At 73.5% G+C, this 15197-nt stretch carries 13 protein-coding genes and 1 riboswitch; of the genes, 8 read left to right on the forward strand and 5 right to left on the reverse strand.

The window, feature by feature from the left end; genetic code table 11:
* The first annotated feature begins 174 nt into the window (after positions 1–174).
* The 4 genes from AB0K80_RS10215 (at position 175) to AB0K80_RS10230 (ending at position 5764) form a co-directional block, all read left to right on the forward strand.
* Positions 175–1050 carry an ATP-binding cassette domain-containing protein gene (locus tag AB0K80_RS10215; protein WP_365667789.1) on the forward strand — a complete coding sequence of 292 codons (876 nt, stop codon included), beginning with the start codon at positions 175–177 and terminating at the stop codon, positions 1048–1050.
* Entirely contained in the window at positions 1022–3106 is a 2085-nt protein-coding gene (locus AB0K80_RS10220; protein ID WP_365667790.1) for a YhgE/Pip domain-containing protein, read from the forward strand. The genes AB0K80_RS10215 and AB0K80_RS10220 overlap by 29 nt, the downstream gene beginning before the upstream one ends.
* Positions 3107–3150: 44 nt before the next feature.
* A complete protein-coding gene (locus AB0K80_RS10225; RefSeq protein ID WP_365667792.1) occupies positions 3151–3780 on the forward strand; it encodes a TetR/AcrR family transcriptional regulator in 630 nt (209 codons plus the stop codon).
* A gap of 490 nt (positions 3781–4270) precedes the next feature.
* Positions 4271–5764, forward strand: coding sequence for an NAD(P)/FAD-dependent oxidoreductase (locus AB0K80_RS10230; protein ID WP_365667794.1), 1494 nt, complete (start codon positions 4271–4273; stop codon positions 5762–5764).
* Positions 5765–5814: 50 nt separating this feature from the next.
* Here AB0K80_RS10230 and AB0K80_RS10235 read toward each other — a convergent pair whose 3' ends face one another.
* From AB0K80_RS10235 to AB0K80_RS10255, 5 genes are all read right to left on the reverse strand, one after another.
* On the reverse strand, positions 5815–6747 hold the full coding sequence (locus AB0K80_RS10235; RefSeq protein WP_365667796.1) for a hypothetical protein: 933 nt from the start codon (positions 6745–6747) through the stop codon (positions 5815–5817).
* A 56-nt stretch (positions 6748–6803) separates the two neighbouring features.
* Complete coding sequence (gene metF, locus AB0K80_RS10240) at positions 6804–7727, reverse strand: methylenetetrahydrofolate reductase [NAD(P)H] (protein WP_365667798.1); 924 nt, start codon at positions 7725–7727, stop codon at positions 6804–6806.
* 136 nt (positions 7728–7863) lie between these two features.
* Positions 7864–8526 carry a thiamine phosphate synthase gene (gene thiE / locus AB0K80_RS10245; RefSeq protein WP_365667800.1) on the reverse strand — a complete coding sequence of 221 codons (663 nt, stop codon included), beginning with the start codon at positions 8524–8526 and terminating at the stop codon, positions 7864–7866.
* 410 nt (positions 8527–8936) lie between these two features.
* Entirely contained in the window at positions 8937–9302 is a 366-nt protein-coding gene (locus tag AB0K80_RS10250) for an Rv2175c family DNA-binding protein (RefSeq protein ID WP_365667801.1), read from the reverse strand.
* 76 nt (positions 9303–9378) lie between these two features.
* Positions 9379–10632, reverse strand: coding sequence for an FAD-dependent oxidoreductase (locus tag AB0K80_RS10255; protein ID WP_365667803.1), 1254 nt, complete (start codon positions 10630–10632; stop codon positions 9379–9381).
* Between the two features lie 158 nt (positions 10633–10790).
* A riboswitch (TPP riboswitch) is annotated at positions 10791–10902 on the forward strand.
* Between AB0K80_RS10255 and thiO the strand changes: the two genes are divergently transcribed.
* From thiO to pknB, 4 genes are all read left to right on the forward strand, one after another.
* Positions 10900–12096: a glycine oxidase ThiO gene (gene thiO, locus AB0K80_RS10260; RefSeq protein ID WP_365667805.1), complete on the forward strand. Its 1197-nt coding sequence runs from the start codon at positions 10900–10902 to the stop codon at positions 12094–12096. (Overlaps the previous riboswitch by 3 nt.)
* Positions 12093–12293, forward strand: a complete 201-nt coding sequence (thiS, locus tag AB0K80_RS10265; protein ID WP_365667806.1) for a sulfur carrier protein ThiS — start codon at positions 12093–12095, stop codon at positions 12291–12293. Before thiO ends, thiS begins: the two co-directional genes overlap by 4 nt.
* Before the next feature lie 2 nt (positions 12294–12295).
* Complete coding sequence (locus tag AB0K80_RS10270) at positions 12296–13090, forward strand: thiazole synthase (RefSeq protein WP_365667808.1); 795 nt, start codon at positions 12296–12298, stop codon at positions 13088–13090.
* A gap of 98 nt (positions 13091–13188) precedes the next feature.
* Positions 13189–15138, forward strand: coding sequence for a Stk1 family PASTA domain-containing Ser/Thr kinase (gene pknB, locus AB0K80_RS10275; RefSeq protein WP_365667810.1), 1950 nt, complete (start codon positions 13189–13191; stop codon positions 15136–15138).
* The last annotated feature ends 59 nt before the right edge of the window (positions 15139–15197 follow it).

Below are 15197 nucleotides of genomic sequence, written 5' to 3' on the forward strand. Positions count from 1 at the left end.
TCGTCTGCGTGACGGCACGCCCAGCCACGAGGTGCCGTATGTGCCCATCGTGAGGTATGGCACTGACAATCCGTTCTGACCTGCGAGATTGCCTCGCTCGCAAGTTCGGAGTACTTTTTGCACTGACCAGTCAGTTCAAAAAGTGCGAAGTCAAGTACAGGGGGTGGGTGTGCCGTGGGCGGAGTCGCCGTCTCGGCCCGGAACCTCGGGCTCGAGGGGCCCCGCGGGTGGGCGTTCCGCGGGGTCCGTCTCGACGCGGAGCCCGGGGCGCTGATCGCGATCGAGGGACCGTCCGGCTCGGGCCGTACGTGTCTGCTGCTGGCGTTGACCGGGCGGATGAAGGCCACCGAGGGTACGGCTGTCGTGGGTGAGTCCCCGCTGCCGAAGCGGATGGCGGCCGTGCGCCGCGTCAGCGCGCTGGCCAACGTGGCCGGTGTCACCGAGCTCGATCCGGCCCTGACCGTCGGGGAGCACCTGCGTGAGCGGGCCCTGCTGCAACGCCGGTTCGCGGACTCGCTGCGGGGCCTGCTGCGGCCGCGCGCCGAGCGGCGCGGCGAGGAGCGGCGGCGCATCGACACCGCACTGGCCGCGGCCGGCCTCGACCTGGAGACCCTGCCCAAGGGGCCCCGCACGGCCGTACGGGACCTGGAGCGCCTGGAGGCGCTGCGGCTGTCCCTCGCCCTGGCTTTGCTCGGACGCCCCAGGCTGCTCGGTGTGGACGACACCGACCTGAAGCTGTCGACGGCCGAGCGGGCCGAGGTGTGGGCCCAGCTGCGGTCGATCGCCGAGGCGGGCACGACGGTGCTGGCCGTGTGCAGCGAGGCCCCCGAAGGCGCGGTGGCCGTGACCACCGGCACCGGCCGGGACTCCCAGGGCTCCCCTGACGTCGAGGGCGAAGCCGAAGCGGCCGCCGAAGCACCCGAAGCCGGCCAGGACACCCAGAACCAGCACACCCAGAACGCCCGGAACGCCCAGAACGCACAGAACGCCCAGAACGCTGACGCACCGAAGGAGGCGGCCGATGCGCTCGCCGAAACTGGCCGCTCTTGAGCTCCGCCGCTTCGGCCGGGGCAAGCTCCCGCGCGCCGCTCTGGTCGCGCTGCTGGTGCTGCCGCTGCTGTACGGCGCGCTGTACCTGTGGTCGTTCTGGGACCCCTACGGGCGGCTGGACCGCATCCCGGTGGCGCTGGTGAACGACGACAAGGGCGCCACCGTCGACGGCAAGCGGCTCGACGCCGGCGACGACATCACCGAGGGGCTGCGCGACAGCCGCACCTTCGACTGGCACGAGGTGAGCGCCGCCGAGGCCCGGCGGGGTGTCGAGGACGGCACCTACTACCTGTCGCTGACGATGCCCAGCGACTTCAGCGAGCGGATCGCCTCCAGCTCGGGCGACTCCCCGCAGACCGGGGCGCTTCAGGTGCGCACCAACGACGCGAACAACTACATCGTCGGGCAGATCTCCCGGACGGTCTTCAGCGAGGTGCGCCAGGCGGCGTCCACCAAGACCTCGCGGTCCTTCCTGGACAAGATCTTCGTGTCCTTCTCGGACATCCACGGCAAGACCGTCAAGGCCGCCAAGGGCGCGGACGACCTCAAGGGCGGCCTCGGCAAGGCGGAGAAGGGTTCCAAGGACCTCGCCGCCGGGCTGAAGGACGCCAAGGACGGCAGCGGCAAGCTCGCCAAGGGGCTCAAGACGCTCGACAAGGGCGCGGGCGACCTTCAGGACGGCTCGCGTCGGGTCGCGGACGGCACGCAGAAGCTCGCCGACAAGGTCAACGGGATCAACGCCAAGGTGGGCCCGTACGTCAAGGACAACGAGAAGACCATCGGCGACACCGCCCGGCTCGTCGCGGACGGCTCGAAGGCGGTCCGCGACAACCTCGGCACCCTGGTGAAGCGGGCCCCGGCCGCCGCCAAGGGCGCCCACACGGCGTCCGACACGCTCGACGCGGTCTACGACAAGCGCTGCGTGGACCCGGTCCTGCCGGACACCGCCTGCGCCGACCTGAAGAAGGCCAAGGACGCCGCCGCCGATGTGGCGGTCATCGCCGACGACCTCAACACGCTGGTCGCCGACCACGACGGCGACCTCGCAAAGCTCGACCGGAACCTGGCCACCCTCCAGAAGCAGGCCCGGGCGCTCGCCGACCGCGCCCCGCACCTGTCGGAGGACCTCGACGACGCCGTCAGGAAGATCAACCAGCTGAACGACGGAGCCGCCAAGGTCGCCGCGGGCGCCAGGAAGCTCCACAAGGGCCTCGGCACCGCCAAGACCGGCGCCCAGGACCTCGACAAGGGCATCGACCAGCTCAAGACGGGCGCCGACGACCTCACCGGCGGCATGTACAAGCTCGTCGACGGCTCCGGCAGGCTCGCCGGCGGACTGCACGACGGCGCGAAGAAGATCCCCGACTACGACAAGCAGGACCGCGACCGGCGCACCGAGGTCATGGCGGACCCCGTGCACCTCGTCTCCCGGGACCTGCACAAGGCGCCCAACTACGGCACCGGATTCGCCCCGTACTTCATCCCGCTGTCCCTGTGGGTGGGCGCCATGGTGGCCTACATGCTGATCGCGCCGATGAACCGGCGCGCGCTCGCCGCGGGCGCCTCGGCGTGGCGGATCGCCCTGGCGGGCTGGCTGCCGGTGGTGGCGATCGGGGTGCTCCAGACGGCGGCCCTGACGGCGGTCCTGCACTGGGCGGTCGGTCTGCAGATGGTCCGGGCCGCCGGGACGGTCGGCTTCCTGTTCCTGGTGACGGCCTGCTTCGCGGCGATCGTGCAGTGGCTGAACGCGCGCTTCGGCGCGGCCGGCCGGATCCTCGTGCTGGCGCTGCTGATGCTCCAGCTGACGTCGGCGGGCGGCACCTACCCGGTGCAGACGAGCCCCGGCTTCTTCAACGCGCTGCACCCGTTCCTGCCGATGAGCTACGTCGTCGAGGCCTTGCGCAGGCTCATCACGGGCGGCGGCCTGGACCCGGTGTGGCACGCGTGCGTGGTGCTCGCCGCGTTCACCGCGGGCGCGCTCGCGCTGACCGCGGTGGCGGCCCGCCGCCGGCAGGTGTGGACGCTGGACCGGCTGCACCCGGAGCTGAGCCTGTGATCGCGCGGACATCCGAGGAGGCGGTACCTGTGACAATCAGGGCCATGGAACGCAGCAGTGCCGCGTCGGGCGGCAGCACCCGCCGTGAGGCCACCCGGCAAAAGCTCTACGAGGCGGCCGTCACGCTCATCGCCGAGCAGGGCTTCTCCGCCACCACCGTCGACGAGATCGCCGAGCGGGCCGGGGTGGCGAAGGGCACCGTCTACTACAACTTCGCCAGCAAGTCCGTCCTCTTCGAGGAGCTGCTGCGCCACGGCGTGGGCCTGCTGACGGCCTCCCTGAGGGAGGCGGCCGAGCGGACCGCCGAGGAGGGCGGCAGCAAGGTCGACGCCCTGGACGCGATGGTCCGCGCGGGGCTGGTCTTCATCGACCGCTACCCGGCCTTCACCCAGCTGTACGTGGCCGAGCTGTGGCGTACCAACCGGGCCTGGCAGTCCACGCTGATGGTGGTGCGGCAGGAGGCCGTCGCGGTCGTCGAGGACGTGCTGCGCGAGGGCGTGGCCAACGGCGAGTTCAGCGAGGAGATCGACATTCCGCTGACGGCGGCGGCGCTGGTCGGCATGGTGCTGGTGGCCGCGCTGGACTGGAAGTCCTTCCAGCCGGAGCGCTCACTGGACGATGTGCACGCGGCACTGTCCCGGCTGCTCCAGGGGCGGGTGAGCGGCCGCCCCTAGGCGGGCCCCCGGCCTGGCACGGCGAAAGCGCCGGTCCGGTGTGGCCGCGTCCCCCGCGGGCCACCGCCGAACCGGCGCTTCCCTTTCCCCCGTACTTCCCCCGTTCTTCCCCCGTGTGTTCCCCCGTACGTCCCCCCGTCGGACCCCCGTTGCGGTCGTCCCCCGGGATCCCCCGTGCCTCGCTCCCACCGGCTGCGCCGACGGAAGGAGCGGATCGCGGGCCGCTCCGTTCCGGCGCCCCGTGTCGCCGGTGCCGGAGCCGTGCCCCTCTCCGTGCCTCCACTCTCTCGTTCCCGCAGGTGCGGCCCCATCCGCGCGCGTACTCATCTCGTCGGCTAGGTACGGATACTCACCCCTGCGCACCGGCCCTCAGCAGCGCCCGCCGCCGCCTGGTCACCACCGCCTCCGCCGCCGTACTCCGCACGCCCGCGAAGCCGCTGGTCACCGGCCCGCCCGTGGAGTGTCAGCGGTGGCCGATAAAGTCGCGGGCATGGCACGGATTGCGGTGATCGGCGCCGGGATGGGCGCGCTGGCGGCCGCCGCCCGGCTCGCTGTCGCGGGCCACCGGGTGGTGGTGTACGAGCGGACGGAGACGTACGGCGGAGCGGTGCGCCGCTTCGAGCGGGACGGCTTCCGCTTCGACACCGGCCCCGGAGTGCTGCCGCTGCCCGCGGTCTACCGGGACCTGTTCGTCAAGACGGGCAAGGAGCCTCTGGAGGCGTGCGTCGAACTGGTCCAGGTCGACCCGTCGGCGCGTCACGTGTTCCCGGACGGCACCGAGGCCGCGCTGCCCAACGCCTCCCGAGCGGGCGTCGTCGCGGCCCTGGACGCGGCGCTCGGGGCAGGCGCCGGGCAGCGCTGGGGCGCGTTCCTGGTGCGGGCCCGCGAGGCGTGGGACCGCACCCGCCGGCCGCTGCTGGAGGAGCCGCTGTGGCCGAACTGGCAGGTGCTGGCCGAGCGCGAGCCCTACCCGGCGGTCCCCCACCGGCGGCTGCTGCGCACCCGCCGGGCGGGCACGCTCGCCGAGATCGGCGAGTGGGAGCTGCGCGACCCCCGGCTCACCGCGCTGCTGGAGAGCCACGCGCTCGCGTACGGCCTGGATCCCCGGGTCACCCCGGCGAGCGCGGCCGTGCTGCCGTACATGGAGCACGCCTTCGGCACCTGGTACGTCCGCGGTGGTCTGCGGGAGCTGGCGCGTGCGGTGTACGAGCGGTGCGTCGCCCGGAAGGTCGAGTTCCGTTTCGGCGCCGAGGTCACCGCGGTCCTGGAGAAGGACGGCCGGGTGGCGGGCGTGGAGCTGGCCGACGGGACGGTGGACCAGGCGGACTTCGTCGTCGCCGGAGTGGCACCCGCCGCGCTGGACCGTCTCACCCGGGGGGCGGCGGTGCGGGGTGACGGCGAGGTGCCGGCGCAGCGCGGGGCGGCGAGCCGGCTCACGGTGCTGCTGGCGCTGCGCGGCGGGCGTCCCGAGGGGACGGCGCACCGGACGGTGGTGCACGCACAGGACCGGCAGGCCGAGCTGGACGCCCTGTTCGGCCCGGTCCCAGGGGTGACCGCGCGCCCCACGGTCACGGTCCTGCGGCCGGACGACCCGGCGCTGGTCGCGGACCCGGGCCATGAGGCCGTCACGCTGACCGCGGTGGTGCCCGCCGGGGCGCGGGTCGGCGAACAGCACGCCGAGCACCTGATCACGGCGGCCGAGCGCGCGATACCCGGCCTGCGCGACCGCCTCCTGTGGCACGAGGTCCGCACCCCGGCCGACCTCGCGGAGGTGACGGGCGCGGAGGGCGGCGCGGTGCCGGCACCGGCCTTGGCCGCGGCCGGCGGACGTCTGCTGCACCCGTCGAACACCACACGCACCGAGGGCCTGTTCACCGTCGGCGGCTGGGCCCACCCCGGCGGCGGTCTGCCCCACGCGGGCATGTCGGGTGCCCTGGTGGCGGGGCTGATCGTGGAGGGGCCGGAGTTCCGGGGCTCCCAGTGACCCCGCGCTCGCCCTGAGCCCGCGCTCGCCCTGAGCCGCGGGGCCCTCCCTCAGAATCGATACTGCTCGTCGAACCCGTGCCCGTGCCCCTGCTGCCCGTTGCCCTGGTACGGATACGGCTGCTCGGCGGGCAGCTCCCCGCCGTACGGGTCGTCGGTGGTGCGCTGCTGCGGGACCCAGACACCGCCCGGCGGGGTCTCGCCGTAGCCGCCGGTGGCGTACGGGTCCTGCCCGTAGCCCTGCTGCGCGTAGTGCTGCTGGTCGCCGTAGCCGGTGTCGTACGAGCCGCCGCCGTAGGACTGGGTGCCGATGTACGGGTCGGAGTAGGCGGCGTACTGCTGCTGGCCCGTGGTGTCGTAGCCGTAGCCCTGCTGGCCGTAGCCGGAGTAGTCGTACGAGTACGACTGGTCGGTGCCCTGGGCGGCCGTCGCGTGCGGGTCGTGGGCGTAGCCGGAGTCGGCGTACACGCCGTAGGTGCCGCTGTCGTCGGGCAGGGGCTGCGGCTCGTAGACGGCGGTGGTCCCGGCGTCCGCCGTCCGGCCGGGCCGGGCGGGTGTGAAGACGTCGTCGCGGTCGTAGTCGTCGTCGTACGCCACGCTGTCCTGCGCCCGCGTACGGTCGTCGCCGTAGGTGTCCTCTCCGGCCTCGAGGCCGGAGACCTCCAGGGTGGGCTCCTGGCGGGTCCGCTCGCCGCGGCGGCGCTTGCTGCCGCCCAGGCCCGCCAGGGCCGGCGCGTTCACCGCCCAGCCGGCCGAGAAGCCGCGCCGGAACGACAGCGTGACGTAGGTCTGGCCGACCGCGAAGGCGGCCGCGCCGAGGCCGATCACGACGACGGACGGGATGAGCACGCCGACCACGACGCCGAGGAAGCCGACGAAGGCGAGCAGCCGCCAGCGCAGGCGCGCCTTGTACTGCAGGAGCACCTCGCCCAGCAGCCACAGCGCGACGATGCCGAACGCGATGTAGAGGACCGTCCAGCCCATGTACGCCCCTCTCCCAGTGGCCGCTACGGAGTGTGTCGTATACCGGTGCGACCGGTCTAGGCCCGCGGGGGGTGGTGCAGGCCCAGGTTCTCGTGGATTTCCAGCGTCGCCGTGGAGTTGTTGAGCGTGATGAAGTGCAGTCCGGGCACTCCCTCGGCCAGCAGCCGAGCGCAGAACTCCGTGGCGAAGTCGATACCAATGGAGCGTACCGCCGCCGGATCGTCCTTCGCTGTGAGGATCCGCTCTTTCAGGCTGTCGGGGAACGAGGCGTTACTGAGCTTCGGCAACCGTTCCAGCATCTTCACGCTGGTGACCGGCATGACCTCGGGGATGATCGGGGTCTCGCAGCCGGCCGCGGCGACCCGGTCACGCAGCCGCAGATAGGACTCGGGGTGGAAGAACATCTGCGTGATCGCGTAGTCGGCGCCGGCCCGGCACTTGTCCACGAAGTGGGCGACGTCGGTGTCCCAGTCGGCGGAGCGCGGATGCATCTCGGGGAAGGCCGCGACGCCGACGCAGAAGTCGCCCGACTCCTTGATGAGCCGGACGAGTTCGGCGGCGTAGGTCAGGCCCCGGGGGTGCGGGACCCACTCGGCCATCGGGTCGCCGGGCGGGTCGCCGCGCACGGCGAGCATGTTGCGGATCCCGGCGTCGGCGTACTGGCCGATGATGTTGCGCAGCTCGGCGACGGAGTGGTCGACCGCGGTGAGGTGCGCCACGGGGGTGAGGGTGGTGTCGGCGGCGATCTGCTCGGTCGCCCGGACGGTGCCCGCGCGCGTGGAGCCGCCCGCGCCGTAGGTCACGGAGACGAAGTCGGGGCCGACGGCCTCGACCCTGCGGAGCGCGTTCCAGAGGTTCCGCTCGCCCTTCTCGGTCTTGGGAGCCCAGAACTCGAACGAGTACGTCGTCTTCCCGGCGGCGAGCATGTCGCGCACGGTGCGTGCGCGATCAGTCCTGGTGGATGCGGTTCCGAGGGCCATACCGGCAGGTTAGTCAGGGGGCGGCGGTCCCCCAACCGGACCGCGGCGATTCGCCCGGATTGCCGGACTGCTGTCCACCCCTTGGACATCCCCCCTTGGACATCCACCCCTTGGGCATCCTCGCGCCGGTCCCGCCTCACCCCGCCTGCCGCAGCCGCTTGGCGAACTGTGCCGCCGCCGCACCCGGGTCGTCCGCCTCCGTGATCGCCCGTACGACGACGACCCGGCGGGCCCCGGCCTCCAGGACCTGGTCGAGGTTGCCGAGGTCGATGCCGCCGATGGCGAACCAGGGGCGGTCGGTACCCAGGGCGGCGGTGTAGCGCACCAGGTCCAGGCCCGGGGCGTGGCGGCCGGGCTTGGTGGGGGTCGGCCAGCACGGGCCGGTGCAGAAGTAGTCCACGCCCTCCTGGACGGCGGCAGCGGCGGCCTCGGACTCGGCGTGGGTCGAGCGGCCGATCACGACGGCATCGCCGAGGATCGCCCGGGCCGCGGGGACCGGGAGGTCGCCTTGGCCGAGGTGCAGGACGTCGGAGCGGGCGGCGTGGGCGACGTCCGCGCGGTCGTTGACCGCGAGGAGCTTGCCGTGCCGGGCGCAGGCGTCGGCGAAGACCTCCAGGTGTTCCAGTTCCTCGGCGGCCTCCATGCCCTTGTCGCGCAACTGCACGATGTCCACGCCGTTCGCGAGGACCGCGTCCAGGAACTCCGCCAGATCGCCCTGGCGCTTGCGGGCGTCGGTGCACAGGTAGAGGCGGGCGTCGGCGAGCCGGGCCGTGCGGGCGGTGGTGACGGTGTCGGGCATGGACGATCCCCCGGTATCGGTGGTGTACGGGTGCGCGCGGGCCGCGCCCGGGGGCACGGGCCGCGGAAGGCTCCCGGTGTCGCCGTGCGGGCGGGGACGGCCGCGGCCGGCACACGGGCCTCGGGCCGGCCCTGACCCAGCGTACGGGCCGTGCCGGCACGTCCGGTGCGGGCACGGAGGGCGGGCACCCGGAGCCGCCCGTGGCGGGCACGCCCGGGCCTACAGAGGGGACCGGGGCCCGCTCCCTGGCAGCGGCCGTGGAAGCCGCCCCCGGCCACGGGCCCTGGAGGCACGGCAGGCACGGCACGGCCCGAGGCCGTGGCCCGTGTGGCCGCGGCCCGGGCACCGGGCGGTGTGTTCAGGTCCGGCCCTGGTCGGACAGTGCCGGACGTTGTTCGAGTGGGCTTCGGTCAGACGGCGAGCGCCTGGGCGCGGCGCTTCACCTCCGTGCCGCGGTTCTCACGCAGTGCCTGCGCGGGCGTGCCGGGCAGGCTGGGGTCGGGCGTGAAGAGCCACTCGATCATCTCTTCGACCGTGAAGCCGTCGTCCCGCAGGAGCGTCAGGGTCCCGGACAGGCCCTTGACGACCCTGTCCCCGTCGATGAAGTCCGCGGGGACGTGCAGTGCCTTGTTCTCACCACGGCGTACGGCGATGAGCTGGCCCTCCTTGACCAGCTGCCGGACGCGTGTCACCTCCACGCCGAGCTTCTCGGCGATGTCGGGCAGGGTGAGCCAGGCGGGGACGAGAGCATCGATCTTCGCGTCAATCTCGGTCACGGGAACAAGCCTGCCATCCGGCACTGACAGTCGGAAGTCAGGCCGGTCCACCCGGGGCACGCGCCGGTGGCGCCGGCTACGCCGTGGCCGCCTTCAGGGGCCTCGCCGGGTCCGCCAGCAGCAGGGGATCCATCGGCACGCCCGACTCGATCAGGCGGCGCCCCTGGGCCAGGTCCCGGGGCCGGCCCACCGCCAGCAGCGCGGCCAGGCGGGTGTCGCGGAGCCAGCAGACCGTCCAGGCGGGACCGGACGGGTCGCCCCGCCACACCATCCGGTCGGCACCCGCGTGGTGACCGGCGTACTGGACGAACCGCCCGAACTGCTCGGACCAGAAGTACGGCACCGGGTCGTAGACCGCCGGGGCCTGCCCCGTGGCCCGCCCGACGATGTTCACGGCCACCGTGCGCGGCCCCTGCAGGGCGTTGTCCCAGTGGTGGACCAGCAGGCGCTCGCCGTACCGCGCCGACGGGAAGGAGGCGCAGTCGCCGACCGCGTAGACGTCCGGCACGGACGCGTGCAGGTGCTCGTCGGCGAGGATCTCCCCCTGGGCCCCCAGCACGATTCCCGAGCCGGCCAGCCAGGCCGTGGCGGGACGTGCCCCGATGCCGACGACGACCGCACCGGCGGGCAGCCGCGTGCCGTCGTCCAGCACCACCGCGCCGGACTCGACGCGCGCCACGCGCGTGTGCGTCCGCAGCTGAACACCCGCGTCGGCGTACCAGGCGGCCATGGGCGCGGCCACCTCGTCGGGCAGCGCGCCCGCGAGCGGCCGGTCGGCGGCCTCCACGACGGTGACGGCGCAGCCCGCCTCGCGCGCGGCGGTGGCGAACTCCGCGCCGATCCAGCCGGCCCCGACCACCACGATGTCGTGCTGCCGGGCGAGCACCGGCCGCAGCCGCTCGGCGTCGTCGAGGGTGCGCAGCAGATGCACCCCGGCGACGCCCTCGGCGCCCGGCAGCCGGACCGGCTCGGCGCCGGTGGCGACGACCAGGACGTCGTAGGGGACGGGCCCGGCCTCGGTGTCCAGCCGGTGGTCGGCGGGGTGCAGGCCCAGCACCTCGCAGCCGAGCCGCAGTTCGATGCCGAGCGCTTCGAAGTCCACGTCGAAGGCGGAGCCCTCCGCCTTGCCGAGCAGCACGGCCTTGGACAACGGCGGCCGGTCGTAGGGCTGGTGGGGCTCCGCGCCGATGAGGGTCACGGTGCCGGTGAAGCCCTGCTCCCGCAGGGCGACCGCCGTCTGCACCCCGGCCATGCCGGCGCCCGCCACGACCACGCGGCGCGGCGCGGGCCCACCCTGTCGGGGAGCGCTTTCCTGCGTCTGCTCGCTCACCTGATCACCATAGACAGCTGACATACCGTCAGTCAGGGCTCGTGCCCCGTGACCTGCTCCACAACGCCCGTGCCGTCGTCCTGCCCGACTCCCCTCCCGGGTACCCAGCGGGCGGCTCCCTTACAAGTGCGGAGCCCGGAGGGCTAGGGTGGCCACCGTAAAGCACTCGCGGGAGCCCGGACGCACCGGGCTGAGAGGGAGGCTGGCGGCCTCCGACCGTACGAACCTGATCCGGGTCATGCCGGCGAAGGGAGGGGCTGGACGCCCATGTCGTTCACGTCCGACACGTCTGTGTCGCCCAGGTCCGACACGTCAGACGTCCTTGTCGTGGGGGGCGGGATCATCGGCCTGGTCACGGCCTGGCGCGCCGCGCAGCGCGGGCTGGCCACGGCCGTGGTCGACCCCGAGCCGGGCGGCGGAGCCGCGCAGGTGGCCGCCGGGATGCTGGCCGCCGTCACGGAGCTGCACTACGGGGAGCAGACGCTGCTCGCCCTGAACCTGGCCTCGGCGCGGCGCTACCCGCACTTCGCGGCCGAGCTCGCCGACGTCACCGGCCGCGACCTCGGTTACCGCCGCAGCGGCACGCTCGCCGTCGCCCTGGACGCCGACGACCGCGCCCACCTGCGGGAACTGCACGCCCTGCAGCAGCAGTCGGGCCTTCAGTCGCAGTGGCTGTCCGGGCGGGAGTGCCGACGCCTGGAGCCGATGCTCGCGCCGGGCGTGCGCGGCGGGCTGCGGGTGGACGGGGACCACCAGATCGACCCGCGCCGGCTGGCCGGGGCGCTGGTGGCCGCGTGCGAGCGGGCGGGCGTGGTCTTCCACCGGGAGTGGGCCGAACGGCTCACCGTCCTGCGGGAGCGGGCCGCGGGGGTCGTCACGGCCGGCGGGACCGCGCTGAGCGCCGGGCAGGTGGTGCTCGCCGCGGGCAGCCTCAGCGGGCGGCTGGCGGGCGTTCCGCAGGACGTCCTGCCGCCCGTACGGCCCGTGAAGGGGCAGGTGGTCCGGCTGACCATGCCGGCGCACGGGACGCCGTTCTTGAACCGGACGGTCAGGGCCGTGGTGCGCGGCAGCCATGTCTACCTGGTGCCGCGCGAGAACGGCGAGCTGGTCATCGGCGCGACCAGCGAGGAGATGGGCTGGGACACCACGGTCACCGCGGGCGGCGTGTACGAGCTGCTGCGCGACGCGCACGAGCTGGTCCCGGGCCTCACCGAGCTGCCGCTCACCGAGACCCGGGCCGGACTGCGGCCCGGCTCCCCCGACAACGCGCCGCTGCTCGGCCCGACCGGGCTGGACGGGCTGCTGCTGGCGACCGGGCACTACCGCAACGGCGTGCTGCTCACCCCGGTCACCGGGGACGTCATGGCGCACGTCCTGACGACCGGTGAACTCCCGGACGAGGCCCGCCCCTTCACACCGAAGCGCTTCAGCGGCGCGGCGGCCCTCACGGAGCAGCCCGCATGAACATCCACGTCAACGGCGAGCCCCGCGAGATCGAGCCCGGCACGGCCCTCGACACCGTCGTGAAGTCCCTCACCCGGGCGCCCTCCGGGGTGGCCGCCGCCCTCAACGAAACCGTCGTCCCGCGCGCGCAGTGGTCCGCCACGCCCCTGTCCGAAGGGGACCGCGTGGAAGTCCTCACCGCCGTCCAAGGAGGCTGACCATGGCCGACGACCCCTTCGTCCTCGGCGGTACGTCCTTCACGTCCCGCCTGATCATGGGTACCGGCGGGGCACCCAGCCTCGAGGTGCTGGAACGCGCCCTGGTGGCCTCCGGGACGGAGCTGACGACCGTGGCGATGCGGCGGGTGAACCCCTCGGTGCACGGCTCCGTGCTGTCCGTCCTGGACAGGCTGGGCATCCGCGTCCTGCCCAACACGGCCGGCTGCTTCACCGCCGGGGAGGCCGTGCTGACCGCCCGCCTCGCCCGGGAGGCGCTCGGCACCGACCTGATCAAGCTGGAGGTCATCGCCGACGAGCGCACCCTGCTGCCCGACCCGATCGAGCTGCTGGAGGCGGCCGAGACGCTGGTCGACGACGGGTTCACCGTCCTGCCGTACACCAACGACGACCCCGTGCTGGCCCGCAGACTGGAGGATGTCGGCTGCGCGGCGATCATGCCGCTGGGCTCGCCGATCGGCTCCGGACTCGGCATCCGCAACCCGCACAACTTCCAGCTCATCGTGGAGCACGCGCGGGTGCCGGTGATCCTGGACGCGGGCGCCGGTACGGCGTCGGACGCGGCGCTGGCGATGGAGCTGGGCTGTGCGGGGGTGATGCTGGCCTCGGCGGTGACCCGGGCAAAGGAGCCGGTGCTGATGGCCGCCGCCATGCGCAGCGCGGTGGAGGCGGGCCGGCTGGCCTACCGGGCGGGGCGGATTCCCCGGCGGCACTTCGCTCAGGCGTCGTCCCCCGCGGAGGGCATGGCCGTTCTCGATCCCGAGCGTCCCGCGTTCTGAGCACGCGCCGGGCGGGAGACGTCACAGGTCCGCTGCAGTCCCGCAGCAACATCGGCAGGCGGGATGTGGTGTCGGTCGTGGCTCGTAGACTCACCTGCGTGGACACGACCCTTCAGGACCCTCTGGTCGGGCAGGTGCTCGACGGCCGGTACCGCGTCGACGCGCGGATCGCGGTCGGCGGGATGGCCACGGTCTACCGGGCCGTGGACACCCGCCTGGACCGCGTGCTCGCGCTCAAGGTGATGCACCCGACGCTCGCGGCCGACGGCTCGTTCGTGGAGCGGTTCATCCGCGAGGCGAAGTCCGTCGCCCGGCTGGCCCACCCCAACGTGGTGCAGGTCTTCGACCAGGGCACCGACGGGCCGTACGTCTATCTGGCCATGGAGTACGTCGCCGGCTGCACCCTGCGGGACGTGCTGCGCGAGCGCGGGGCGCTCCAGCCCCGGGCCGCGCTGGACATCCTGGAGCCGGTGCTGGCCGCGCTCGGCGCCGCGCACCGCGCCGGTTTCGTGCACCGGGACATGAAGCCCGAGAACGTCCTGATAGGGGACGACGGCCGGGTCAAGGTCGCCGACTTCGGGCTGGTCAGGGCCGTGGACACGGTGACCAACACCACCGGGACGGTCCTCGGCACGGTCTCCTACCTCGCGCCCGAGCAGATAGAGCACGGCACCGCCGACCCCCGGGTCGACGTGTACGCGTGCGGCGTCATGTTCTTCGAGATGCTGACCGGCGACAAGCCGCACGACGGGGACTCCCCCGCCACCGTCCTCTACAAGCATCTGCACGAGGACGTGCCGCCGCCGTCGGCGACCGTGCCCGGCCTGGCGTACGAGCTGGACGAGCTGGTCGCCTCGGCCACCGCGCGCACCCCGGACGTCCGCCCGCACGACGCGGTCGCGCTGCTCGCCCTGGTCCGCGAGGCGCACGGCCGGCTCAGCGCGGAGCAGCTGGACGCGATGCCGCCCCAGGCGCTGTCGGTACAGCACGACAACGCCGAGGACCGCACGAGCGTGATCCCGCGCGCGCTGACGGTGCCCCGCCCCCTGCCCGTCGACGGCGACGCGTACGGCGGGGACGACCCGGACGGCGCCCCGGCGCTCAACCGCACCAGCCGTCTGAGAACGCCTCCCCCTCCGCCGCCCCGGCGCCGCTCCGGTGTGCGGCGCGGCCCGCTGGCGATCGTCGTCGCCGTGCTGCTTGCGCTCGGCGTCGGCACGGGCATCTGGTACATCAACTCGGGCCAGTTCACCAAGGTGCCGCCGCTGCTGGAGAAGACCGAGTCGCAGGCCCGGGACCGGCTCGCGGAGGCCGGCCTGGAGCTCGGCACGGTCAAGGAGGCCTACAGCGACACCGTCAAGCGCGGCACGGTCATCAGCACCGACCCGGCGGCCGGTGCCCGGATCCGCAGCAACGACTCGGTGACGATCACCCTCTCGAAGGGCCCGCGGACCGTCCGCGTCCCCGACCTCCAGGGCTACCGCCTGGACAAGGCGCGGGAGGTCCTCAAGGACGAGGGCCTCGCGCCGGGCATGGTCACCCGGGAGTTCAGCGAGGACGTGACCAAGGGCCAGGTGATCTCCACCGGGCCGGAGCAGGGCACCAAGGTGCGGGCGGGCTCCGCCGTCGCGCTGACCGTCAGCAAGGGCCGCAGCGTGGACGTGCCGGACGTGACCGGTGAGGACCTGGCCGACGCGAAGGCCGACCTGGCTGAGGCCGGCCTCGAGGTAAAGGTCGCCGCGGAGCGGGTCACCTCCTCGGAGTACGACAAGGGCCAGGTCGTCCGGCAGTCCCCCGGCAAGGGCAGCCAGGTCGCCGAGGGCGACACGGTGACGCTGACGCTGTCCAAGGGCCCCGAGATGGTCGAGGTCCCGGACGTGGTCGGGGACAGCGTCGAGGACGCCACGCGCGCACTGGAGGCCGCCGGCTTCCAGGTGGACGAGGACCGCGGGCTGCTCGGCCTGTTCGGCGACACCGTCAAGGGCCAGTCGGTCGAGGGCGGGGACACCGCGCCCAAGGGATCGACGATCACGATCGAGATCCGCTGACACCCGCACCGCCGACGGACATCACACGGCTGACGGGCCCGGCGGCCCCCGGGCCCGTG

It is taken from the genome of Streptomyces sp. NPDC052682 (assembly GCF_040678435.1).
Classification (GTDB): Bacteria; Actinomycetota; Actinomycetes; order Streptomycetales; family Streptomycetaceae; genus Streptomyces.

Coding starts and splice junctions, on each gene's coding strand:
- AB0K80_RS10220 (WP_365667790.1), top strand. CDS start 1,022: ATGCGCTCGCCGAAACTGGCCGCTCTTGAGCTCCGCCGCTTCGGCCGG.
- AB0K80_RS10225 (WP_365667792.1), top strand. CDS start 3,151: ATGGAACGCAGCAGTGCCGCGTCGGGCGGCAGCACCCGCCGTGAGGCC.
- AB0K80_RS10230 (WP_365667794.1), top strand. CDS start 4,271: ATGGCACGGATTGCGGTGATCGGCGCCGGGATGGGCGCGCTGGCGGCC.
- AB0K80_RS10235 (WP_365667796.1), bottom strand. CDS start 6,747: ATGGGCTGGACGGTCCTCTACATCGCGTTCGGCATCGTCGCGCTGTGG.
- metF (WP_365667798.1), bottom strand. CDS start 7,727: ATGGCCCTCGGAACCGCATCCACCAGGACTGATCGCGCACGCACCGTG.
- thiE (WP_365667800.1), bottom strand. CDS start 8,526: ATGCCCGACACCGTCACCACCGCCCGCACGGCCCGGCTCGCCGACGCC.
- thiO (WP_365667805.1), top strand. CDS start 10,900: ATGTCGTTCACGTCCGACACGTCTGTGTCGCCCAGGTCCGACACGTCA.
- thiS (WP_365667806.1), top strand. CDS start 12,093: ATGAACATCCACGTCAACGGCGAGCCCCGCGAGATCGAGCCCGGCACG.
- AB0K80_RS10270 (WP_365667808.1), top strand. CDS start 12,296: ATGGCCGACGACCCCTTCGTCCTCGGCGGTACGTCCTTCACGTCCCGC.